This is a genomic window from Sphingopyxis indica, from assembly GCF_032879645.1.
Classification (GTDB): Bacteria; Pseudomonadota; Alphaproteobacteria; order Sphingomonadales; family Sphingomonadaceae; genus Sphingopyxis; species Sphingopyxis indica.
The window spans coordinates 1,657,827-1,680,418 of the sequence record NZ_CP076394.1 but is presented as its reverse complement, the minus strand read 5'-3'; the positions used below and the strand labels follow the sequence as shown (position 1 = coordinate 1,680,418).

Sequence of the window (22,592 nt, the reverse complement as noted above, 5' to 3'; positions counted from 1 at the left end):
CCTACCCCTTCACGCCACCCGCTGCTCGATCGCACCGAAGATGCTGTGGTGGCGATCGTCGTCCATCCAGATGCGCACCGTGTCGCCGGCCTGCATGAAGGGCGTCTTCGCCTCGCCCCCCTCGATCGTTTCGACCGTGCGCACTTCGGCAAGGCAGCTGTAGCCCAGCCCGCCCTCGGCGATCGGCTTGCCGGGCCCGCCGCCCGCATCGCGGTTCGACACCGTGCCCGACCCTATGATCGTCCCCGCGATCAGATTGCGCGTCTTCGCGGCGTGCGCGATCAGCTGGCCGAAGTCGAAGGTCATGTCGACCCCCGCGTCGGCGCGGCCGAGCGGCTGGCCATTGAGGTCGACGCACAGCGTCCCGTGCAGCTTGCTGTCCTGCCACCGCTCACCAAGCGCGTCGGGGGTGACGAACACCGGCGACATCGCGCTCGCGGGTTTCGACTGGAAAAAGCCGAACCCCTTCGCCAGCTCGCCGGGGATCAGCCCGCGCAGCGACACATCATTGGTCAGCCCGACGAGCAATATCTTGTCGCGCGCCGCGACCGGGTCGATCCCCGCGGGCACGTCGCCCGTCACCACGACCACCTCGGCCTCCATGTCGCAGCCCCACGCCGGATCGCCGAGCGGGATCGGGTCGCGGGGCGCGAGGAAGCTGTCGCTGCCGCCCTGATACATCAGCGGGTCGTGCCAGAAGCTTTCGGGCATTTCGGCGCCGCGCGCCTGCCGCACCAGCGCGACATGGTTCACATAGGCGCTGCCGTCGGCCCATTGATAGGCGCGCGGCAGCGGCGAGGCCGCGTCATGCTCGTGAAAGCGCTCCTTGGGGATTGCGTCGTGGTTGAGGTCTTCGGCCAGCGCCTTCAGCCGCGGCGCGATAATGTCCCACTCGTCGAGCGCCGCCTGCAAGGTCGGCGCGATCTGTCCCGCGTCGGCGTACCAGGCAAGATCGTCCGAGACGACGACAAGGCGGCCGTCGCGGCCGGCTTTGAGCGAGGCGAGTTTCACGGGGGAAATTCCTTTGTCTGCGATGCGGCCGATGCCCCACCGCCCAAAGGAGCGATGGTCAGCGCGGCATCTGGATCGATGCGAAGCAGGTAAAGCCGCTCTGCCCCGCCTGCAAGCGCCGGATATATTGCAGATAGGCCTGCGACTGGTTGTAGCTCGTCCCCGGCAGCGACTGGCCGTGGAACGCGCGTTTCACCTCTTCGCCGGTAAAGGGCCGCGGCGCGCCCGGATAAGCGCCCTTGGTCCCCGGCGGAACGAGCCGCCCGCGCTTGTCGATATATTGGCCCGCCGCGCCGAGGTCGGGAACCGGAATCTCGCAGTTCATCACCGACACCGCGGTCTGGGCAAAGGCCGGACGGATCGTCAGCGCCGCCGACACACCAGCCGCGCCGAGCGCGAGCATCCGCCGCCGCGACGGCACGGGCTCGCTTGCGGGGCGTCCCTCTTCGTTCGCAAGATCGCGATTTTCCATGCCCTGCGCATAGCCAATCGGCGCGAGGGGGCCAAGCAAAAGACGAGGGCCCGCTTCGGCCGATCCCGCTTTGGCACATTCGCACGCGAACGGTTAACCCGCGCGAACGGGCTTGCGCGGGCGCGCGGCGCGTGCGACGCGCAGGCACGATGTTCGACCGCCTGTCCAGCCTGGTCATCGCGCTGACGCTGCTTGGCGTCGCGGCGATCTTTGCGGCGCTGGCGGGCGGTGACGCCGCGACGATCGCGATCCTGACGCTCGCGGGTCTCGCCGCGGCGGCGATCGTCCATGCGGCAACGCCCGCCGTCGCGGCCGAATCGACCCTCGAGCCGCCCGAGTCGCCGCTTGCCGCCCAGCCGCCGTCGCTGCTCCGCCACCCCGATTTCGCGCGCTGGGCCGATCAGGAAACCGACCCGCTGCTCGGCACCGTCGACAATATCGTCACCGTCGCCAACGATGCGGCGATCCGCCTGCTCGGCCGCCATATCGTCGGCGCCGACATCCGCACCGCGATCCGCCATCCCGCGGCGACCGAATGGCTCGCCGAGGCGAAGGACAGCGCCGAGCTCCACACGATCAACCTCGTCGACTTCCCGCGCCCCGGGCAGCGCTGGACGATGCGCATCGCCGCGCTGTCGGGCGGCGACCGGATCATCTTCCTCTCCGACCGTTCGGCGCTCGACGCCGCCGACCGGATGCGGTCGGACTTCGTCGCCAATGCCAGCCACGAACTGCGCACCCCGCTCGCCGCGATCCTCGGCTATGTCGAAACCTTGCAGGACATGAACGGCGAGGCGAACGGCGAAATCCGTCACCGCTTCCTGTCGATCATCGACCGCGAGGCACGGCGGATGCAACAGCTCGTCATCGACCTGCTCTCGATCTCGCGTGTCGAGGCCGACCGTTTCCGCCGCCCGACCGCCGAGGTCGATCTGCGCGAGATCGTGCAAACGACGATCGCGCAGCTCCGCGACAGCGAGGCCGCGCGCGCGAAGGACATCGTCGCAAAGCTCGGCGATGCGCCGCTGCCGATGCTCGGCGACGCCGCGCAGCTCGGCCAGCTCGCGCACAACATCATCTCGAACGCGATGAAATACGGCCACGCCGGCACCCCGGTGACGGTCGAACTCGCGCGCGAAGGCAAGCGCGCGCGCTTGGCCGTGACCGATCAGGGCGACGGCATCGCCCCCGACCATATCCCGCGCCTCACCGAACGCTTCTACCGCGTCGACGAAGCGCGCAGCCGCTCGGTCGGCGGCACCGGCCTCGGCCTCGCGATCGTCAAGCATATCGGCGAACGCCATCAGGGCCAGCTCGACATCGAAAGCGAACTCGGCAAGGGCACCCGCGTCTCGCTGACCTTCCCGTTGATCGAGCGAAGCTAGGGTCAGGAGCGCGATCAGGGCTTCGGCACCACGACCATCTTATAGGGGATGTAAAGCATCACCTCCGACGGGCTCGCGCGCGTCCAGAGCACGGGCATATTCAACCCCTCAAGCGTCACGGCATAGCCCACGCCCATTTTTGCCGCGATCGCACGCGCGTCCTCCATCACCTTGTCGGCGATCTGCCCGCGATATTGATCCGGACCGACGATCGACAGGGACGGGTCGTCCAACAGGTCCATCTGCGCCCGGCCAACCTCGGGAACCGCCTCGACATAATCCTCTATGCGCTTTTGGGCGACCGTGCCCGATTGCGCGTCGCCGAGCGGAGCTTTGATCAGAAAAACCAGCTTTTGGCTGTCGGGCCGGCTATCGTTGCTCAGCGTCACATCGTCGAGGTTCTGGAGCGTTAAGGGCGTCAGTATATAGTCGCCAACGGCCAGCCGCACCCCGTATTTGTCAGCTATCTGTACGGCCTTCGTCAGCATTTGCCGAATTTCCGCGGCGCGCTGCTTGGGATCGCGCGTGTCACCGCGAATGACGGCCTCCTGAACCAGAAAATCCGCTGTTCTGCGCAGGCCCACGGCAGGCATATCGCTTTGATAATCATCCTGTTCGACGCGCACGGCCGTCACGACAACCTCTTGCGACGACAGGTCCTGCGCGGTGGCCGCGGGTGCCGTGGTCACGGCCAGTATGGCCAAAATTATGCGCTTCATTCTTCCCCCCTTTCTGCCGCGTTTCGCGGGCGCGGCGCACCGCCGCCGGGGCAAATTGCGGTCGCCAAACCGCGCTGTCAATGATCGCCTTTGGCATGGCCGGCATCCGGGAAAAATGCGGCGGCCACTGCGGTGTGAAGCCGCAGTTGACCTACCTTCGTCATCCCGGACTTGATCCGGGATCCAGTCCTCCAGCGCCGGTTCAATGGACCCCGGATCAAGTCCCGGGCGACGAGGAAGTATAGGCCTCCCCCACCCCAACACCGCCACGCACGCCCCGTCACGCAACCCCGTCAAGCAACGCCCCCAACATCCCCGCCATCGCGTCGATCTGCTCGCGCTCGACGATCAGCGGCGGCGACAGCGCGACGATGTCGCCCGTCACGCGGATCAGCAGCCCGGCATCGAAAGCGGCGTGGAACAGCTCCATCGCCCGCGCGCCGGGCGCCCCCTCGCGCGGTTCGAGTTCGATCCCGGCGACGAGGCCGATGTTGCGAATGTCGGTGACGTGCCGCGCGCCCTTCAGCCCGTGCACCGCCTCTTCCCAATGGGGCGCCAGTTCGGCCGCGCGTGCGAACAGTCCCTCGCGCGCATAGAGATCGAGCGCCGCGAGCCCCGCCGCCGCGGCGAGCGGATGCCCCGAATAGGTATAGCCGTGGAACAGCTCGATCCCGCCCGGCGCCGCGTCGATCACCGCATCGTGCAGCGCGCGCCGCACCGCGACCGCGCCCATCGGCACCGCGGCATTGGTCAGCCCCTTCGCCATGGTGATGATGTCGGGCGTCACCCCCCACGCTTCCGCCGCGGTCGCCGCGCCGACACGGCCGAAGCCGGTGATCACCTCGTCGAAGATCAGCAAGATGCCATGGCGATCGCAAATCTCGCGCAGCCGCCCCAGATAGCCGGCGGGCGGCACCAGCACCCCCGTCGAGCCCGCCATCGGCTCGACGATCACCGCCGCGATCGTCTCCGCGCCGTGCAGGTCGACCAGCCGCTGCAGATCGTCGGCCAGCTCCGCTCCGTGCGCCGGAAAACTGCGCGAAAAGGCATTGCGCACGGGATCGTGCGTATGCCGCAGATGGCCGGTGCCGGGCAGCCCGCTCCCGAAAGCGCGCCGATTATTGCCGATCCCGCCGACGCTGATCCCGCCGAAGCCGACGCCATGATAGCCGCGCTCGCGCCCGATCAGCCGCGTGCGCGTCCCCTCACCCCTGGCGCGCTGCACCGCGAGCGCGATCTTGAGCGCGGTATCGACCGACTCCGATCCGCTGTTCGTGAAGAAAATCCGGTCGAGCCCCGCGGGCATCAGCGCCGCGAGCCGCTGCGCCAGCTCGAACGGCAGCGGGTGACCGAGCTGAAAGGTCGGCGCGAAATCGAGCGTCGCCGCCGTCGTCGCGATCGCTTCGACGATCTCGGCGCGGCAATGCCCGGCGTTGCAGCACCACAGCCCCGCGGTCGCGTCGAGGATCTCGCGCCCGTCGGCGCTGCGGTAGTACATGCCGCGCGCCGACACGAGCTGGCGCGGTGCGGCCTTATAGGCGCGGTTCGCAGTGAAGGGCATCCAGAAGGCCGCGAGCGGGTCGTTTTCGCCTTGCATATCAGCTCCTTAAGCCCCTCCCCTTCAGGGGAGGGGTTGGGGTGGGGCCTGTCGAACCGGCGCTTCGCCAGACCGACAGGCCCCACCCCGCTGCGACTGGCCAGCAAGCTGGCAAGTCTCGCTGCCCCTCCTCTGAAGGGGAGGGGTTCAGGCATTCTAATGCCCGCCCTTCTTTCCCGGCAAGACATGCAAAATGCCCGCGATCACGCCGCCCAGCAACAGCCCGAACAGCCCCGCGCCCGCCGCGCCGATCGCCCACTCCCACGCCCCGCCGAGCGGCAGGCCGCCGCCGATACGGTGCGCAAGATCGTGCAACGCATGGCCGAGTCCGCCGATGTGATATTCGTCGAGGCCGTGGAGGAAAATCTGCCCGCCGACCCACAGCATCGCCGCGGTGCCGACCGCCGCGAGCGCCGCGAGCAGCTTCGGCATCACCGCGACGAGCCAGCGACCCACCGCCCGGCGCCCGCTCGATCCCTCCTTCGCCATGTGCAGCCCGATGTCGTCCATCTTCACGATCAGCCCGACGACGCCATAGACCGCGACGGTGATCAGCACCGCGACGACCGCGAGCGTCGCGCCGCGCATCACCAGATGCTCGTCCAGCACTTCGTTCAATGCGATCACCATGATCTCGGCCGACAGGATGAAGTCGGTGCGCACCGCCCCCTTTACCATCGCCTCCTCATGGCCCTTGTCCGCGACCTCGACCGCATGTTCGGCCAGCGTGGCCTCGTCCTTTTGCAGCGACTGGATCACCTTTTCGGCGCCCTCGAAGCACAGATAGGCCCCGCCGAGCATCAACAGCGGCGTGATCGCCCACGGCGCGAGCGTCGAAAGCAGCAGCAGCGCGGGCAGGATCAGCACCAGCTTGTTGAACAACGATCCCTTGGTGATCCGCCAGATGATCGGCAGCTCGCGGTCGGGGGTAAAGCCGGTGACATAGCGCGGTGTCACCGCGGTGTCGTCGACGACCACGCCCGCCGCCTTCACCCCCGCCTTCGACGCCGCCGCGCTCACATCGTCGATGCTCGCCGCCGCGACCTTGGCGATCGTCGCGACATCGTCGAGCAGGGCAAAAAGACCGGAGGGCATAGGGACTTGGGCTTTCCGCAAAGGACCAGAATCGGGTTGCCGAATAGTTGGCCCACTTCGCCCGCGCTGTCGATGCCTTCCGACGCGGCACCATCACTCGCACCGACCGCCCGGACTTGATCGACGTTTATCCCTCTTCCAGCCGTTACTCCGTCATTGCGAGCGAAGCGAAGCAATCCAGAGTCGCGCGACCAACTCTGGATTGCTTCGCTTCGCTCGCAATGACGAATCGGGCATACGGATGCAAAAGGAACAGGCGCCGACCTGATCCGAGGTCCACGCGGCGCTTCTTCCGCCGGGGAAGGTGCGGGGAAGATTATCTCACACGAAGGCACGAAGGCACAAAGAAATTGTCCCAGCCGCGAAGCGGCTCTCCAATTCCGGTGCCGGAACAGACGTCGACGGTGCCGGTAAAATAGGGCCTTACGGCCCATTTCTTCTTCTTCGTGCCTTCGTGCCTTCGTGTGAGACAAAAAAATCCGCCATCTCGGGTTCCCCCGAACCGCCCGCACAAACCCTACCGATGCGCGCGCGCGAACGCCGCCGCCGCGCCGAACAGCCCCGGCTGCGGGTGGGTGATCAGCTTGACCGGGATCGCCGCCATGAAATTCTCGAACCGTCCCTTCGACACGAAGCGTTCGGGAAAGCCCGAGCGGACCAGATGCTCGCGGATGCGCAGCCCCAGCCCGCCCGCGATCACCACCCCGCTCGCCCCCTGCGCCAGCGCCAGGTCGCCCGCGACGCTGCCCAATGACAGGCAGAAGCGGTCGACCGCCGCCGCGGCGAGGCTGTCTTTCTGCTCCATGCCGCGCGTCCAGATCGCCTTGTCCTCTTCCTGAACGACCGCGCGCCCTTCCATCGCGGCGAGCGTTTCGAAGATGTCGACAATCCCCGGCCCCGACACGACGCGCTCGACCGACACGCGCCGGTGGCGCTTGCGCAGCCGCGCGAGGATCGCGTCCTCGATGCTGTCGAGCGGCGCGAAGTCGATATGCCCGCCTTCGGTCGCCTGGACGCGATATTCGTCGCTATCGCGCCAGACATGCGCGACGCCCAGACCGGTGCCCGGCCCGATGACGCTGATCGTGCCGGTCTCGGGCAGCGGCGCCTCGGGGCCGCACAGCGGCTCGAAATAGCGCGCGTCGGCCTGCGCCACCGCATGGCCGACCGCCTCGAAATCGTTGACGAGTACATAATCGTCGACGTTCAGCTTCTCGCGGATCAGCGCCGGGCGGATGATCCACGGATTGTTCGTGAAGCGGATGATGTCGCCGGTCGCCGGCCCCGCGACCGCCATCGCGACCTTGCGCGGCAGCGTGCCGCCCTGCCGCTGTTCGAAATCCTGCCACGCGGTCTGGAAGCTCGCATGATCCTCGGTATGCAACGTCGTCGCCTCGCCCAGCGTGACGCAGCGCCCGCTCTCGATTTCGGCGATCGCGAAGCGCGCGTGGGTTCCCCCGATATCGACGGTGACGATCGACGTGCTCATGACTCTCCCTTGCGCGCAATTTGCCGCGAGCGAGCGATTGTAACGCCCCCCGCCGCGATGCAACAGGGCATAGCTATGCGTTGGGGGTGACCATCCATCCGACACGAGGGGAAAGCCGTGTGTCCCCGCGAAGGCGGGGACCCATTTCCCGCCAGCTCGGCATAGAACTGTCCGGAGATGGACTCCCGCCTTCGCGGGAGCACACTGTCTTTATGGCGCTAAACTCTACCCCAGCACCCACTGGCGCCGCGAATAGCCCTGCGCCCACAGCAGCGCGGTCAGATCATGGTGGCGGATCGCCGCATCGGCCGCATCCGCCGCCGCCTGATGCGGGTGATAGGCGATGCCGAGCCCCGCCGCGGTAATCATCGGAATATCGTTCGCACCGTCGCCGACCGCCAGCGTCTCGGCGAGCGGCAGGCCGTGCTTCGCCGCCTCGCTTTTCAGCGCCTCGAGCTTCGCATCCTTGTCGACGACCGGCTCGGCGACCATGCCCGTCAGCTTGCCATGCTCGACGACCAGCTCGTTCGCGACCACGCGGTCGAAACCGATCGCTTCGCCCACCGGGTTCGCGAACGCCGTAAAGCCGCCCGTGACGAGCACCGACCGGGCGCCATGCGCCTTCATCGTCTGAACGAGCGTGCGCGCGCCGCGGGTCAGCCGCACGCGCTCCATCCGGCATTCGGCGAGCACGCCTTCGGCCATCCCGCCGAGCAGCGCGACGCGCTCGAACAGTGCGCCGCGGAAATCGACCTCGCCGCGCATCGCCTTCTGCGTGATCGCCGCGACCTCGGCCTTGATGCCGGCATAGTCGGCGAGTTCGTCGATGCATTCGACGGTGATCATCGTCGAATCCATGTCGGCGACGATCAGCTTCTTGGTCCGGTCGCCGAGCGGCTGCACCACGATGTCGAGTTCGCCATGGTCCATCTTCGCAAGCTCGCGCCGCGCGCTGACCAGGCTGCCGTGAAAGACGATGTCCGCCGCGTCGCCCTCGTCGAGCCAGTGCGGCGCCCCCACCTCATGCCCGGTCGCCGCGAGTCGGTCGATCGCCTCGCGTACCACCTCGCCCGTCAGCTTTCCGGCTGCTATCAGCGTCGCTACGAACATGGCGTCTCCTTCTGTCTCTTCGGGCGCGCGGCCGCGGCTCGCGCTGATCGCCGGCCCCACCGCGAGCGGCAAGTCGGCCCTCGCCGTCGCTTTGGCCCATCGGCTGGGGCGGGCGCAAGTCATCAATGCCGACGCGAGTCAGGTTTATCGCGATCTCGCCATCCTGTCGGCGCGTCCCGACGCCGCCGAAATGGAGGGCGTGCCGCACCGCCTCTTTGGCTATGTCGACGGCGCCGAGGCCTATAATGCCGCGCGCTGGGCCGCCGACGCGCGCCGCGCGCTCGCCCGCGCGTGGGAGGATGAGGAGGTGCCGATCCTCGTCGGCGGCACCGGCCTCTACCTCCGAACCCTGCTCTTCGGCATCGCCCCGGTTCCCGGCATCGACCCGGCCGTGCGCGCCGAGGTGCGTGCGATGGACGTCGCCGACGCCCATGCGGCGCTCGCGGCGCTCGACCCCGCGGCGGCGGCGCGGCTCGCCCCCGCCGACACCGCCCGCGTCGCGCGCGCGCTCGAGGTCGTGTGGTCGACCGGCCGCACGCTCGCCGAGTGGCAAGAGGCGCGCGAGGGCGGGATCGCTGGCGACGTCGACCTTGCCCCGCTGATCCTGCTGCCGCCGCGCGACTGGCTGCGCGAGCGCTGCGACACGCGGCTGATCCAGATGTTCCGGCGCGGCGCGTGCGAGGAGGTCGAAGCCCTCCTCGCACGCGCGCTCGACCCCGACCTTCCGGTGATGCGCGCGATCGGCGTGCCGCAGATCGCCGCCTTTCTGAGCGGCGACATTTCCGAGGACGAGGCGCTCGAACGCGCCCAGGCGGCGACGCGCCAATATGCAAAGCGCCAATATACGTGGTTCCGCCACCAGCCTCCCTGCGAATGGCCGCGCCACCCGGAGTCATTATCGGTCGATTCTATTGACCAATTAGCAATATTATTACACGATAAGCTGTTGACAGGATAGAATCATACACCTATTGCCCGCAACCCTGTTGCAGCGCACAAGCTGCGCCCGCCGCGCGCGTGCGCGGGAGAAGGAAGGAGACAAGTCGTGACGGAAATGAGCGGTGCCGACATGGTGGTTCAGGCGCTGGTCGACCTCGGAGTCGATACGGTGTTCGGCTATCCGGGCGGTGCGGTCCTTCCGATCTACGACGCGCTCTTCAATCATCCGACGATCAAGCATGTCCTCGTCCGCCACGAACAGGCGGCGACCCATGCGGCGGAGGGCTATGCGCGTTCGACCGGCAAGCCCGGCGTCGTGCTCGTCACCTCCGGGCCCGGCGCGACCAATGCGGTCACCGGCATCACCGATGCGCTGCTCGATTCGATCCCGATGATCGTGCTCACCGGCCAGGTGCCGACGAACCTGATCGGCACCGATGCCTTTCAGGAATGCGATACGGTCGGCATCACGCGCCACTGTACCAAGCATAATTATCTGGTGATGGACCCCGACCGGCTCGGCCCGATCCTGCACGAAGCCTTCTATATCGCGACCCACGGCCGTCCCGGCCCGGTGGTGATCGACATTCCAAAGAATGTGCAGGTCGCAACCGGCAGCTATTCGATGCCCGAGACGATCGACCACCAAAGCTATCGCCCGCAGGTCGAACCCGATCCGCAGGCGATCGACGCCGCGATCGCGCTGATCGCCGCGGCCGAACGCCCGGTCTTCTACACCGGCGGCGGCGTCATCAACGCCGGCCCCGACGCGAGCGCGGCGCTGCGCAAGCTCGTCGGCCTGACCGGCGCGCCGATCACCTCGACGCTGATGGGGCTCGGCGCCTTTCCTTCGGACGATCCGAAGTGGCTCGGGATGCTCGGGATGCACGGGACGTTCGAGGCGAATATGGCGATGAACCGCGCCGACCTGATCGTCGCGGTCGGCGCGCGCTTCGACGACCGCGTCACCGGCCGCCTCGACGCCTTCGCGCCCGAGGCGAAGAAGATCCACATCGACATCGACCGATCGTCGATCAACAAGATCGTCCCCGTCGACGTCGCCGTGCTCGCCGACGCGGGCCGCGCGCTCGACGCGCTGATCGACGCCTGGGGCGCGAAGGGCCACAGGGCGCGCGACCTCGGCGAATGGTGGCGCCGCATCGACGGCTGGCGCGCGACGCGCTGCCTCGACTTCCCCGAAAAGAAGGAGCCGGGCGCCGAGATCATGCCGCAGCGCGCGATCAAGGCCTTGTTCGATGCGACGCGTGGCCGCGACCCGATCATCACCACCGAGGTCGGCCAGCATCAGATGTGGGCGGCGCAGCATTTCGGCTTTTCGGCGCCGAACCGCTGGCTCACCTCGGGCGGGCTCGGCACGATGGGCTATGGCTTCCCCGCCGCGGTCGGCGCCCAGATCGCGCACCCGGGCCGCCTTGTCGTGTGCATCGCGGGCGAAGCCTCGCTCCAGATGAACATCCAGGAAATGGCGACGGTCAGCCAATATCGCCTGCCGGTGAAGATCTTCATCCTCAACAATGAATGGATGGGGATGGTCCGCCAGTGGCAGGAGTTGACCTACGAAAGCCGCTATTCGAACAGCTATTCGGACAGCCTGCCCGATTTCGTCCAGCTCGCCGCGGCCTATGGCTGGACCGGCCTCAGGATCGACACGCTGGGTCAGCTCGAGGAGGGCATCGCGAAAATGATCGACACGCCCGGCCCGGTGATCGTCGACTGCCGCGTCGCCAAACTCGCCAACTGCTTCCCGATGATCCCGTCGGGGGCGGCGCACACCGAAATGATCCTTCAGCCGAGCGATGTCACCGGCACGATGGACGACGAAGCGAAAGCGCTGGTTTAAGCCCATGAAAATCACAACCGAAGCAGGCGAGCGCCATGTTCTCGCCGTCACCGTGGACAATGAAGCCGGCGTGCTCGCCAAGATCACCGGCCTGTTCACCGCGCGCGGCTATAATATCGAAAGCCTGACGGTGGCGGACATCACGCCCGACCATGCGCTCAGCCGCATCACCATCGTCACCAACGGCCCGCCGCCGGTGATCGACCAGATCATCGCGCAGCTCGACCGGCTCGTCCCCGTCCACAAGGTCACCGACCTCACCGATGCGGGCATGGCGCATGTCGAGCGCGAGATCGCGCTGGTGAAGGTCGCGGGCACCGGCGACAAGCGGATCGAGGCGCTGCGCATGGCCGACGTCTTCCGCGCCAAGGTCGTCGACACGACGCTGACCAGCTTCATCTTCGAAATCACCGGATCGAGCGACAAGGTCGACCGCTTCGTCGCCCTGATGCGCGAATGCGGACTGGTCGAGGTCGGCCGCACCGGCGTCGTCGCCATCGCCCGCGGGCCGGAGGCGCTTTAGTCCTTTTCGTGTTCCCCCGCGAAGGCGGGGGTCCAGTCCACGTCAAATGGGTCCCCGCCTTCGCGGGGACACGCTGTAGGGAAGAATGACATGCAGGTTTACTACGATCGCGACACCGACCAGGATCTGATCAAGGGCAAGAAGGTCGCCATCCTCGGCTATGGCAGCCAGGGCCACGCCCATGCGCAGAACCTGCGCGACAGCGGGGTCAAGGAGGTCGCGATCGCGCTGCGCCCCGGTTCGGCGACCGCGAAAAAGGCCGAAGGCGCGGGCTTTCGCGTCCTGTCGAACAAAGAGGCGGCGGCGTGGGCCGACGTCATCATGATCGCCGCCCCCGACGAGCATCAGGCGAAAATCTATGCCGACGACCTCGCCGACAATATGAAGCCCGGCGCCGCGCTTGCTTTCGCCCACGGCCTCAACGTCCATTTCGGCCTCATCGAACCGCGCGCCGACATCGACGTCTTCATGGTCGCCCCGAAAGGCCCCGGCCATACGGTGCGCAGCGAATATCAGCGCGGCGGCGGCGTCCCCTGCCTGATCGCGGTCGACCAGGACAAGAGCGGTAATGCCAAGGCGATCGCCCTTTCCTATGCGTCCGCAGTGGGCGGCGGCCGCAGCGGCATCATCGAAACCAGCTTCAAGGAAGAGTGCGAGACCGACCTGTTCGGCGAACAGGCCGTGCTCTGCGGCGGCATCACCCACCTCATTCAGGCGGGTTTCGAAACGCTGGTCGAGGCGGGCTACGCCCCTGAAATGGCCTATTTCGAATGCCTCCACGAAACCAAGCTGATCGTCGACCTTCTCTATGAAGGCGGCATCGCGAACATGCGCTATTCGATCTCGAACACCGCCGAATATGGCGACATCAAGACCGGCCCGCGCATCATCACCGACGCGACCAAGGCCGAAATGAAGCGCGTCCTCGCCGACATCACCTCGGGCCGCTTCGTCAAGGATTTCGTCCTCGACAACCAGGCCGGCCAGCCCGAACTCAAGGCGAGCCGCAAGGCCGCCGCCGCGCACCCGATCGAACAGACCGGCGAGAAACTGCGCGCGATGATGCCGTGGATCGCCAAGAACAAGCTGGTGGATAAGGCGGTCAACTAGGCTGCGATTCCAATTTTCGTCATCCCCGCGAAAGCGGGGATCCAGCTTCCTTCTTTGCTCCTTTCTTCGTGCCTTTGTGCCTTTGTGTGAGATTTTTTGGCCTCACACAAAGGCACGAAGGCACGAAGGCACGAAGAAGAAAGGAAAAAGCTGGATCCCCGCTTTCGCGGGGATGACGAACAGGAGTGATGATGGCGAACGCCCCCTTCACCGCCCACCGCGCCGACCTCGCCGCGCTCGCCGCGGACGATCGCCGCCGCGGGCTCATCGCGCGCGCGGGCCGGGATTTCGCCTCGAACGACTATCTCGCGCTCGCAAATTCCGACGCACTCCGCGGCGCACTCGCCGAGGGGATCGCGCGCGGCCTCCCCGCCGGCTCGGGCGGCTCGCGCCTGCTGCGCGGCAATCACGCCGAGCATGAAGCGCTCGAAGCGCACGCCGCGCGCCATTACGGCAGCGAGGCTTCACTCTTCTTCCCGACCGGTTTCGCCGCCAACGCCGCGCTCTTCGCGACCTTGCCGCAGCGCGGCGACCTGATCGTCCACGACGAGTTGATCCATGCGAGCGCGCACGACGGGATGAAGCTCGGCCGCGCCGGCCGGGTCGACGCGCGCCACAACGACGCGCAGAGCGTCGACGACATGATCGCGCGCTGGCGCCGCGGCGGCGGCACCGGGACGCCGTGGATCGCGGTCGAAAGCCTCTATTCGATGGACGGCGACCGCGCCCCGCTTGCCGACCTCGCCGCGGTCGCGGGCCGCCACGACGCGGTGCTGGTCGTCGACGAGGCGCACGCGACCGGCGTCTATGGTCCCGACGGCCAGGGACTCGCGCACGGCCTCGGCCCGCGCGACAACCTCATCACCCTGCACACCTGCGGCAAGGCGCTGGGCTGCGAAGGCGCCTTGCTCTGCGGCCCGCAAATCGTTCGCGAGTTTCTGATCAACCGCGGCCGCCCCTTCATCTTCTCGACCGCGCCGTCGCCGCTGATCGCCTTCCTCGTCCGCCAGGCGCTCGAGATCGTCGCGAACGAGCCCGAGCGGCAGGCGCTGCTCCACGCGCGCATCCGCCGCGCCGAAGCGCGCCTCGCCGCACTCGGCCTGCCTGCAAGCGGCAGCCAGATCCTGCCCGTCGCGATCGGCGATAACGCGCGCACGATGCGCATCGCGGGCGCGATGCAGGCCGCGGGCTTCGACATTCGCGGCATCCGCCCGCCGACCGTCCCGCACGGCACCGCGCGGCTGCGCCTCGCGATCACCCTGAATGTCCGGGAAGCCGACATCGACGCGATGACCGACGCGCTCGCCGCCGCCATGGCCGCGGCATGACCACCCGCTTCATCGTCACCGGCACCGGCACCGGCATCGGCAAGACCGTTTTTTCCGCCGCGCTCGCCGGCGCGCTCGGCCTTCCCTATTGGAAGCCGATCCAGTCGGGCCTCGCAAACGAAAGCGACAGCGAAGCCGTCGCGCGCCTCGCCGGCGTCCCGATCCACCCCGAAGCCTGGCGCCTCGTCACCCCCGCCTCGCCGCACCTCGCCGCCGAGATCGACGGCGTGACCATCGACGCGCACGCCCTCGTCCCGCCCCCCGGCGACCTGTTGATCGAAGGCGCGGGCGGCGCGCTCGTCCCGGTGACGCGCACCCTCCTCTACGCCGACCTCTTCGCACGCTGGCAGGTGCCGGTGATCGTCTGCGCACGCACCGCGCTCGGCACGATCAACCACAGCCTGCTGACGATCGAGGCCCTGAAAGCCCGCGCCGTCCCCATCCACGGCATCGCCTTCATCGGCGACGCGGCCGAGGACAGCGAAGCGATCATTTCGGAAATCAGCGGCGTTCGCAGGTTGGGCCGGTTGCCGATCATCGATCCGCTGACAAGCGAAACGCTGGCAGACGCATTCAAAGCGAACTTCGACCCCGCCGACTTCCTTTAATCTTCAGCATTCCCGCGAAAGCGGGAATCCAGCTTTTTCCTTCTTTGCGCCTTTGCGCCTTTGCGTGAGACTCGAAAAATCTCACGCAAAGGCGCAAAGGCGCGAAGAAAAGGTATGAAGAAAGCTGGATTCCCGCTTTCGCGGGAATGACGAGAGAGATGATGAAGCCGAAGACCCCCTCCCCCGTCTGGCACCCCTTCACTCAGCACGGCCTCGGCGAGCCGATCCCGCTGATCGACCGGGCCGAGGGCGCGCGCCTCTACGACGCCGAAGGAAACAGCTGGATCGACGCCATCTCGAGCTGGTGGGTCACCACCCACGGCCATGCCAACCCGCGCATCATGGCGGCGATCCGCGAGCAGACCGAACGGCTCGACCAGCTGATCTTCGCCGGCTGGACGCACGAGCCCGCCGAAAGCCTCGCAGCCGAGTTGATCCGCATCACCCCCGACCCGCTCACCCGCGTCTTTTTCTCGGACTCGGGTTCCACCAGCGTCGAGGTCGCGCTCAAGATGGCGCTCGGCTATTTTTCGAACATCGGCGAGGATCGCCACCGCATCCTCGTCCTCGAACACAGCTATCACGGCGACACGATCGGCGCGATGTCGGTCGGCGCGCGCGGGGTGTTCAACCGGCCCTATCAGCCGTTGCTGTTCGACGTCGGCACCATCCCTTTCCCTGCCGCGGGGCGCGAGCAGGACACGCTCGACGCGCTCGACGCCGCCTGCGCTGAAAAACCCGCCGCCTTCATCGTCGAACCTTTGATCCTCGGCGCGGGCGGGATGCTGATCTATCCCGCATGGGTGCTCGCCGAGATGCGCGCGATCTGCGCACGCCACGGCGTCCTCTTCATCGCCGACGAGGTGATGACCGGCTGGGGCCGCACCGGCACCCGCTTTGCCTGCGACCGCGCAGGCGTCATCCCCGACATCGTCTGCCTGTCGAAAGGCCTCACCGGCGGCGCGATGCCGCTCGCGGTGACCTTGTGCATCGAGCCGATCTTTGCGGCGCACCTGTCGACCGACCGGTCGCGCCTATTCTATCATTCGAGTAGCTACACCGCGAACCCGATCGCCTGCGCCGCCGCGAACGCCAATCTCGCAATCTGGCGCGACGAGCCGGTGCAGGCGCGCATCGACGCGCTGACCGAAGCGCAGGGCGCGCATCTCGCGATGCTCGCTGCCGACCCGCGCACCCGGAACCCCCGCCAGCTCGGCACGATCGCCGCGTTCGACATCGTCCAGCCCGAAAGCGGCTATCTCTCCTCGCTCGCCCCGCGCCTTGCCGCCTTCTACCGCGAACGCGGCGCACTGATCCGGCCGCTCGGCAACACCGTCTATGTCATGCCCCCCTATTGCACGAGCGCCGGCGAGCTTGCGCACGTCTGGGACGCGATCGCCGCCTCGCTCGATATGGTCGCCTAGCTTTCCCTCGTCATTGCGAGCCCGGCGAACGCCGGGGGAAGCAATCCAGAGCGGTTTACGCGCACTCTGGATTGCTTCGCTTCGCTCGCAATGACGCGTTGGTGATGACAATCGCCGTTCGGCTCAGGTTCATCCGCGCCCGCTACCACCCGTTGCCGGGACGGTGCGAGGACTTATATGATGACCATGAAACCCGTCCCCCTGCTCGCGCTCGTCGCGCTGGCGTTCGGCTCACCCGTATCGGCGCAGGACCAGACGACCCCCGCCCCCAGCGCCGACGGCGCCGAGCGCATCTCGATCCTCATCACCTATGGCGACGAGGAATGTCCCGAGACGACGAGCGACGAGATCGTCGTCTGCGCGCAGGAGCCCGAATCCGAACGCTACCGTGTCCCCAAGCCGCTGCGCGAGGCAGCCGAGGACGAAAAGGCCAATCGCGGCAGCGCGTGGGGCGCCGCGGTCGAGGAATATGACCAGGCGGTCGCGAGCGTCGGCCGTCCCGGCGGCTGCTCGCCGGTCGGCTCCTATGGCTATACCGGCTGCATGGCCAAGGCGATGCGCGAATGGTTCGAGGAACGCCGGCTGATCGAGCAGGAAAGCGCCGACGATTGACGCGGCGCCCCCGGCTCGCATAGCCTCGCGCTCCCCAGCCAAGGAGTGTTCGTCCATGCGTAAAGCCGCCTCCCTCCTCGCCCTTCCCCTCGTCCTCGCCGTGCCCTTGCTCGCGCAAATGCCGACCGAAGCCCCCGGCGCGAAGGACGCCGCGCGCGTCACCGGCGGCACCTATCAGGCCGACCCGCACCACAGTCTCGTCGGCTGGCGGCTCAACCATCTGGGCTTCAACGATTATTTCGGCATCTTCGGCGACGTCACCGGAACGCTGACGCTCGACCCGAAGAATCCCGCCGCAGCCAAGGTCGACGTGACGATCCCGATCGCCAGCGTCACCGTCGCGAGCGCCGGGCTCAAGGACCATCTGCTCCGCGCCGGCAAGGACGGCGGCAAGCCCGACTTCTTCGGCGCCGCCCCCGCGCCGGCGCGCTTCGTCTCGACCGCGGTGGTCGTCGATGAAGAAGGCGACGAGGCCAAGGTCACCGGCAACCTCACCCTCAACGGCGTGACGAAACCCGTGACGCTCGACGTCGATTTCACCGGCGCCGGCCCCGCGCCGATGAGCAATGTCGAGACCGTCGGGTTCGAAGCCGAGGCGACGATCAAACGCAGCGACTTCGGCCTCGGCTTCGGCGTCCCGCTGGTCGGCGACGAGGTCGAGCTCGAAATCACCGCCGCCTTCGAAAAGAAGTAACGCATCAATCTGTCACACGCGCCGGTTAGACTCGCGGGCGGGGCCGGAAGAAGGGTCCCGCCCATTTTCGCGAGGAGCCCCGTCTTATGAGCGAATTGGTACGCGAAATCGTCGAGGTCGCCGCCTTCCTCTCCGGCGACGACGAAAACCCCCTGCTGACCGTCGAGGCCGAGGGTCTCGCCCCCACCGGCGGCTGGAGCAACGTCCGGCTCGAACCCCATGTCTATATCACCCCGCCCGAGGACGGCGTGCAGGATTTCGACCTCGTCGGCGATCGCCCCGCGGGCGGCGCCACCGACGCCCTCACCCCCGTCGAGGCGGCGTGGGAGGGCGAAATCGAGGACTGGCTGCTCGGTGTCCGCATCCACGCCATCGACAATATGGTCGAGGACGAAGTCTTCGAACCGTGGGACGAGGACGACGACCTCGACGACGAAGATGACGACGGCGAGGACGAAACCGCGCTACGCGACAACGAGGACGCCTGACGATCCCCTGGAGCCTGCGCCGGGCCGTGCGTCCACCCGCGGCCCGGCGACATTTTCTGTTTCGCCCCTTGCCAAGCGCGACATTTTGCATCATGGACGCTGCCATGCACATGCGCGGCCTTCTGCTTCTGCGACTTACACGCCCTTGGGCGTGACGTTCGGCCTGCGCGACTAGCGGCGGGCCACGCGCCCAAGGGCTCCACCGACCACCGCACCGACATTCAGACCGCAGAAGAAACCCGAACCATGCCCATGCTCCGCGACCCCTCGGCCAAATACCGGCCTTTTCCGCAAGTCCCGCTCGCAACGCGCGAGTGGCCCGGCCGCACGATCACCAGGGCGCCGATCTGGCTCTCGACCGACCTGCGCGACGGCAATCAGGCGCTGATCGACCCGATGGATGCGGAGAAAAAGACCCGCTTCTTCGACCTGCTCGTGAAATGCGGATTGAAGGAGATCGAGGTCGGCTTTCCGGCAAGCGGCGCGACCGACTTCGACTATATCCAGAATCTCGTGCGCTCGGGCCGCATCCCCGACGACGTCACTCCGCAGGTGCTGACGCAGGCGCGCGCCGACCTGATCCGCACCAGCTTCGACAGCCTCGAGGGCGCGAAGACCGCGATCGTCCACCTCTACAACGCGGTCAGTCCCGCATGGCGCCGCATCGTTTTCAACATGGAGATGGCCGACATCAAGCAGATCGCGGTCGAGGGCGCCAAGCAGCTGCGCGACAATGCCGCGCGCCTGCCCGGCACCGACTGGCGTTTCGAATACAGCCCCGAAACCTTTTCGACCGCCGAGCTCGATTTCAGCATCGAATGCTGCGCCGCGGTGATGGACGTCCTCAGGCCCACCGCCGACGATCCGATCATCCTCAACCTTCCCGCGACGGTCGAGGCGGCGACGCCGAACATCTACGCCGACCAGATCGAATATTTCGCCAAGCACCTCCCCAACCGCGAGGCGGCGATCATCAGCTTGCACACCCACAACGACCGCGGCACCGGCGTCGCCGCGGCCGAGCTGGGCCTGCTCGCGGGCGCCGACCGCGTCGAGGGCTGCCTGTTCGGCAATGGCGAGCGCACCGGCAACACCTGCCTCGTCACCATCGCGCTCAACATGTACACGCAGGGCGTCGATCCCGAACTCGACTTCTCGGACATCGACGAGGTGATCCGGACGGTCGAATATTGCAACCAGCTCCCCGTCCACCCGCGCCACCCTTATGGTGGCGAACTGGTCTACACCGCCTTTTCGGGCAGCCATCAGGACGCGATCAAGAAAGGCTTCGCCGCGAGGCTGCGCCAGAATGACGAAAAATGGGAAGTCCCCTACCTCCCGATCGACCCCGCCGACCTGGGGCGCAGCTACGAAGCGGTGATCCGCGTCAACAGCCAGTCGGGCAAGGGCGGCGTCGCGTGGGTGCTCGAACAGGACAAGGGCCTCAAGCTCCCCAAAAAGATGCAGGCAAGCTTCAGCCACATCGTCCAGGCGGTCGCCGACGAAACGAGCCGCGAACTCGCCGCCGACGACATCTGGCAGGCGTTCGAGGCGACATACCTCGCCACCGACGGCAAACGCTTCCAGCTCGTCGACTGGGCCGAAACGCACAGCGGCCCCGACCGCATCTTCGCCGGCAAGCTGACCATCGACGGCAGCGAACGCAGCGTCAGCGGCCGCGGCAACGGCCTGATGAGCAGCGTCATCGCCGCGCTGGCGGAGAGCGGCGGCCCGCTGATGGACATCGTCGATTACAGCGAACACGCGATCGGCCAGGGCAGCAACGTGCAGGCGGCCGCGTATGTCGAATGCCGGACGGGGGACGGAAAGAGCCTCTTCGGCTGCGGCCTCGACACCGACGTCGCGACGGCAAGCGTGCGGGCGATTTTGTCCGCGGCGAACGGGGCCTAGCTGGAAGGCCGGAATAGCAAGGCCGCAACGCGGCTGGCGACAATCGCTCCGGCGATCTGCGCCGCCAGAAAGGCCGGCACGTCATGCGGCGCGATGCCCGCGAACGTGTCGGACAGGCTGCGCGCTACCGTGATGGCCGGATTGGCAAAGCTCGTTGACGAAGTGAACCAGTAAGCCGCCATTATGTAGAGCGCGACCGATGCCGCAACGGCCTGCGGCTTGTGCCGGACCGTCCCGAGAATCGTCATCACGAGTCCGAAGGTCGCAATGAATTCGCCGGCCCACTGGCCCAGGCCGGTTCTGACCTTGGCGGAAAATTGTATGGTCGGCAGGTCGAACATCAGGTGCGCGGCCCACGCGCCGGCAATCCCCAGCGCGAATTGGGCGGCGAGATAGGCGGCGGCGTCCAGCCACGGCAAATCGCGTCGCATTGCGGCAACCAGCGTCACCGCCGGATTGAAATGTGCCCCTGAAATCGGGCCGAGCATGGTAATCAGCACGAACAGAATCGCTCCCGTCGCTATCGCGTTGGCGAGCAACGCGACGCCATTGTTCCCGCCGGCCAAGGCCTGGGCCATGATACCCGACCCGATGACGCACGCGAACAGGAAGAAAGCGCCCACTCCCTCTGCCGCCACGCGCCGTCCCAGCGAAGCGGCGTCAGCCAAGCGCGGCCTCCTCGTCAGCCGTCTTGCCGATAGCGCGCAAGCTTTCCGCAACGCTCAATTCATCAAGGCTCTCCAGCGGAAGCGCAATGAGCAGGTCGATGCGCCGCTTGAGCGCCAGATAGGCTTGCCAAAATGCTTCGCGCTGCCCCTCGCCCTCGACGGCTGCGGGATCTTCAACCCCCCAATGCGCCGCCACCGGCTTGCCCGGCCAGATAGGGCAAACTTCCCCGGCGGCATTGTCGCAAACGGTGAAGATGAAATCGAGCGGAGGCGCATCGGGCGCCGCAAATTCCTCCCAGCTCTTGGAGCGATAGCCTTTGACCGGATAGTCGAGCTCGCCGAGCAGCGCCAAAGCGGCTGGATGCACCTCTCCCTTTGGAAAGCTGCCGGCCGAAAAAGCTTTGAACCGGCCCGCGCCTTCGCGGCTTCGGCCAGGATCGAACGCGCCGAATTGCCGGTGCAAAGGAACAGGACGTTGAACATTTGGGTCATGCCGCACCGATCGACTTCGGACGGACGTGCAGATGTTTCACGCACTTTCCCTTTCCTGTGCAGGGGTGCCACAAGTCGTGGCAGCGCCGCAATCGGCGGTGCCGGCACAGCAATTTTCCATAAGGTAGGCGACCAGCGCATTCATCGCCGAATAGTTCGCCCGATAGATGATCGAACGATGCTGTCGCTGCTGCAAGACCAGCCCGGCTTTGCGCAGCTGCGCAAGATGAAACGACAGCGAGCTGTTGGGAACGCCCAGTTTTTCCGCGATGACACCAGCCGTCAGGCCAGCCTCTCCCGCCTGCACGAGCAGACGGAACAGCGCGAGGCGATGCTCCTGCGCAAGAGCACTCAAGGCATCGACGGCTGCATCGGCTTTCATCGGCGAATCCTCATTTCGAAAAAAATGGAAATGACATATCGCGCTTCGAGCGTCAATTTGCAATTCCAGTGCGGCCCGCCTCCGTGCGGTTGTGCCGGACAGTCCGCTGGACAGCGTTGCATCGCTTGCAGGGGCAACCGGCCCCTGGACCCAGCCCCTGCTGCGCGCCGCGCCTCGCCAGCGGGCTGTCTGGCGCAATCACGGCGACCCGCATTGGTCGAAAAGGGCTCCAATTCGCACAGGACGCTATAAAATAACTGGAAATATTGCGTCCTGTATCCAGGGAACCTGCCCTATAAATCTGGCCCCGATTGACTTTTGCCCGAAAATATTCCATATGGTCCGCGCTAACGTCGCCTGCGACGGAAAATAGATGCCTCCGTGGCGGATACTTCCCTTCACTCGCTACCAGCTCCATCGGTGCTTTTGCCGGTGGAATATTCGTTTTCGTGAAAGGAAACACCCCATGCCGACCGGCACCGTAAAATTCTTCAACACCGACAAGGGCTATGGCTTCATCTCGAATGAGGACGGCTCGGGCGACAGCTTCGTTCACATCACCGCGGTCGAGCGCGCCGGCATGGCGACGCTCAACAAGGACCAGCGGATCACCTATGATCTGGAGACCGACCAGCGCGGCAAGACGTCCGCGGTCAATCTCCAGTCGGCCTGAT

22 protein-coding genes and 1 pseudogene are annotated in these 22,592 nt (G+C 66.7%); 13 read left to right on the top strand and 10 right to left on the bottom strand.

Annotated elements, in window-relative coordinates; genetic code table 11:
• Positions 1 to 9: 9 nt before the first annotated feature.
• Both KNJ79_RS07890 and KNJ79_RS07885 read right to left on the bottom strand, forming a co-directional pair.
• A complete protein-coding gene (locus KNJ79_RS07890; RefSeq protein ID WP_317153490.1) occupies positions 10 to 1,011 on the bottom strand; it encodes a fumarylacetoacetate hydrolase family protein in 1,002 nt (333 codons plus the stop codon).
• 58 nt (positions 1,012 to 1,069) lie between these two features.
• Positions 1,070 to 1,483, bottom strand: a complete 414-nt coding sequence (locus KNJ79_RS07885; RefSeq protein WP_317153489.1) for a hypothetical protein — start codon at positions 1,481 to 1,483, stop codon at positions 1,070 to 1,072.
• Positions 1,484 to 1,614: 131 nt separating this feature from the next.
• Between KNJ79_RS07885 and KNJ79_RS07880 the strand changes: the two genes are divergently transcribed.
• Positions 1,615 to 2,868 carry an ATP-binding protein gene (locus KNJ79_RS07880; RefSeq protein WP_317153488.1) on the top strand — a complete coding sequence of 418 codons (1,254 nt, stop codon included), beginning with the start codon at positions 1,615 to 1,617 and terminating at the stop codon, positions 2,866 to 2,868.
• Between the two features lie 14 nt (positions 2,869 to 2,882).
• On the opposite strand, the gene KNJ79_RS07875 is transcribed toward KNJ79_RS07880, so the two are convergent.
• From KNJ79_RS07875 to serB, 5 genes are all read right to left on the bottom strand, one after another.
• Positions 2,883 to 3,494 (bottom strand): TonB-dependent receptor, encoded by a 612-nt coding sequence (locus KNJ79_RS07875; protein WP_317153487.1) that lies wholly within the window; start codon positions 3,492 to 3,494, stop codon positions 2,883 to 2,885.
• A 373-nt stretch (positions 3,495 to 3,867) separates the two neighbouring features.
• Positions 3,868 to 5,184 (bottom strand): aspartate aminotransferase family protein, encoded by a 1,317-nt coding sequence (locus tag KNJ79_RS07870; protein WP_317153486.1) that lies wholly within the window; start codon positions 5,182 to 5,184, stop codon positions 3,868 to 3,870.
• A gap of 156 nt (positions 5,185 to 5,340) precedes the next feature.
• A complete protein-coding gene (locus KNJ79_RS07865; protein WP_317153485.1) occupies positions 5,341 to 6,279 on the bottom strand; it encodes a DUF808 domain-containing protein in 939 nt (312 codons plus the stop codon).
• Between the two features lie 517 nt (positions 6,280 to 6,796).
• Entirely contained in the window at positions 6,797 to 7,768 is a 972-nt protein-coding gene (gene glk / locus KNJ79_RS07860; RefSeq protein ID WP_317153484.1) for a glucokinase, read from the bottom strand.
• A 225-nt stretch (positions 7,769 to 7,993) separates the two neighbouring features.
• A complete protein-coding gene (serB, locus tag KNJ79_RS07855; RefSeq protein WP_089214736.1) occupies positions 7,994 to 8,878 on the bottom strand; it encodes a phosphoserine phosphatase SerB in 885 nt (294 codons plus the stop codon).
• On the opposite strand from serB, the gene miaA reads away from it, so the two are divergent.
• From miaA to leuA, 11 genes are all read left to right on the top strand, one after another.
• Positions 8,877 to 9,836, top strand: a complete 960-nt coding sequence (miaA, locus tag KNJ79_RS07850; protein WP_317153483.1) for a tRNA (adenosine(37)-N6)-dimethylallyltransferase MiaA — start codon at positions 8,877 to 8,879, stop codon at positions 9,834 to 9,836. The two genes, serB and miaA, sit on opposite strands and share 2 nt — an antisense overlap.
• An 87-nt stretch (positions 9,837 to 9,923) precedes the next feature.
• On the top strand, positions 9,924 to 11,678 hold the full coding sequence (gene ilvB / locus KNJ79_RS07845) for a biosynthetic-type acetolactate synthase large subunit (protein WP_317153482.1): 1,755 nt from the start codon (positions 9,924 to 9,926) through the stop codon (positions 11,676 to 11,678).
• A 4-nt stretch (positions 11,679 to 11,682) separates the two neighbouring features.
• Positions 11,683 to 12,201 carry an acetolactate synthase small subunit gene (gene ilvN / locus KNJ79_RS07840; RefSeq protein WP_089214238.1) on the top strand — a complete coding sequence of 173 codons (519 nt, stop codon included), beginning with the start codon at positions 11,683 to 11,685 and terminating at the stop codon, positions 12,199 to 12,201.
• A 90-nt stretch (positions 12,202 to 12,291) separates the two neighbouring features.
• Complete coding sequence (gene ilvC / locus KNJ79_RS07835; RefSeq protein ID WP_089214237.1) at positions 12,292 to 13,311, top strand: ketol-acid reductoisomerase; 1,020 nt, start codon at positions 12,292 to 12,294, stop codon at positions 13,309 to 13,311.
• A gap of 188 nt (positions 13,312 to 13,499) precedes the next feature.
• Positions 13,500 to 14,639 (top strand): 8-amino-7-oxononanoate synthase, encoded by a 1,140-nt coding sequence (locus KNJ79_RS07830; protein WP_394357157.1) that lies wholly within the window; start codon positions 13,500 to 13,502, stop codon positions 14,637 to 14,639.
• Complete coding sequence (gene bioD / locus KNJ79_RS07825; RefSeq protein ID WP_317153481.1) at positions 14,636 to 15,247, top strand: dethiobiotin synthase; 612 nt, start codon at positions 14,636 to 14,638, stop codon at positions 15,245 to 15,247. The genes KNJ79_RS07830 and bioD overlap by 4 nt, the downstream gene beginning before the upstream one ends.
• A gap of 158 nt (positions 15,248 to 15,405) precedes the next feature.
• Complete coding sequence (locus KNJ79_RS07820) at positions 15,406 to 16,671, top strand: adenosylmethionine--8-amino-7-oxononanoate transaminase (protein ID WP_317153480.1); 1,266 nt, start codon at positions 15,406 to 15,408, stop codon at positions 16,669 to 16,671.
• Between the two features lie 186 nt (positions 16,672 to 16,857).
• Positions 16,858 to 17,283: a hypothetical protein gene (locus tag KNJ79_RS07815; RefSeq protein ID WP_317153479.1), complete on the top strand. Its 426-nt coding sequence runs from the start codon at positions 16,858 to 16,860 to the stop codon at positions 17,281 to 17,283.
• Between the two features lie 55 nt (positions 17,284 to 17,338).
• The gene (locus KNJ79_RS07810; RefSeq protein ID WP_317153478.1) at positions 17,339 to 17,977 is read left to right on the top strand and encodes a YceI family protein; all 639 of its coding nucleotides are present in this window, start codon (positions 17,339 to 17,341) and stop codon (positions 17,975 to 17,977) included.
• An 86-nt stretch (positions 17,978 to 18,063) separates the two neighbouring features.
• Complete coding sequence (locus tag KNJ79_RS07805; RefSeq protein ID WP_089214232.1) at positions 18,064 to 18,465, top strand: hypothetical protein; 402 nt, start codon at positions 18,064 to 18,066, stop codon at positions 18,463 to 18,465.
• A 246-nt stretch (positions 18,466 to 18,711) separates the two neighbouring features.
• Complete coding sequence (leuA, locus tag KNJ79_RS07800; protein ID WP_317153477.1) at positions 18,712 to 20,376, top strand: 2-isopropylmalate synthase; 1,665 nt, start codon at positions 18,712 to 18,714, stop codon at positions 20,374 to 20,376.
• On the opposite strand, the gene KNJ79_RS07795 is transcribed toward leuA, so the two are convergent.
• From KNJ79_RS07795 to KNJ79_RS07785, 3 genes and pseudogenes are all read right to left on the bottom strand, one after another.
• Positions 20,373 to 21,044 (bottom strand): aquaporin, encoded by a 672-nt coding sequence (locus KNJ79_RS07795; RefSeq protein WP_394357156.1) that lies wholly within the window; start codon positions 21,042 to 21,044, stop codon positions 20,373 to 20,375. The genes leuA and KNJ79_RS07795 overlap by 4 nt on opposite strands.
• Positions 21,037 to 21,536, bottom strand: a pseudogene (locus KNJ79_RS07790) (arsenate reductase ArsC). The gene KNJ79_RS07795 and the pseudogene KNJ79_RS07790 overlap by 8 nt, the downstream one beginning before the upstream one ends.
• Positions 21,537 to 21,573: 37 nt before the next feature.
• The gene (locus KNJ79_RS07785; RefSeq protein WP_089214229.1) at positions 21,574 to 21,918 is read right to left on the bottom strand and encodes an ArsR/SmtB family transcription factor; all 345 of its coding nucleotides are present in this window, start codon (positions 21,916 to 21,918) and stop codon (positions 21,574 to 21,576) included.
• Between the two features lie 466 nt (positions 21,919 to 22,384).
• Between KNJ79_RS07785 and KNJ79_RS07780 the strand changes: the two genes are divergently transcribed.
• Positions 22,385 to 22,591, top strand: a complete 207-nt coding sequence (locus KNJ79_RS07780; protein WP_317153476.1) for a cold-shock protein — start codon at positions 22,385 to 22,387, stop codon at positions 22,589 to 22,591.
• Position 22,592 lies beyond the last annotated feature (1 nt).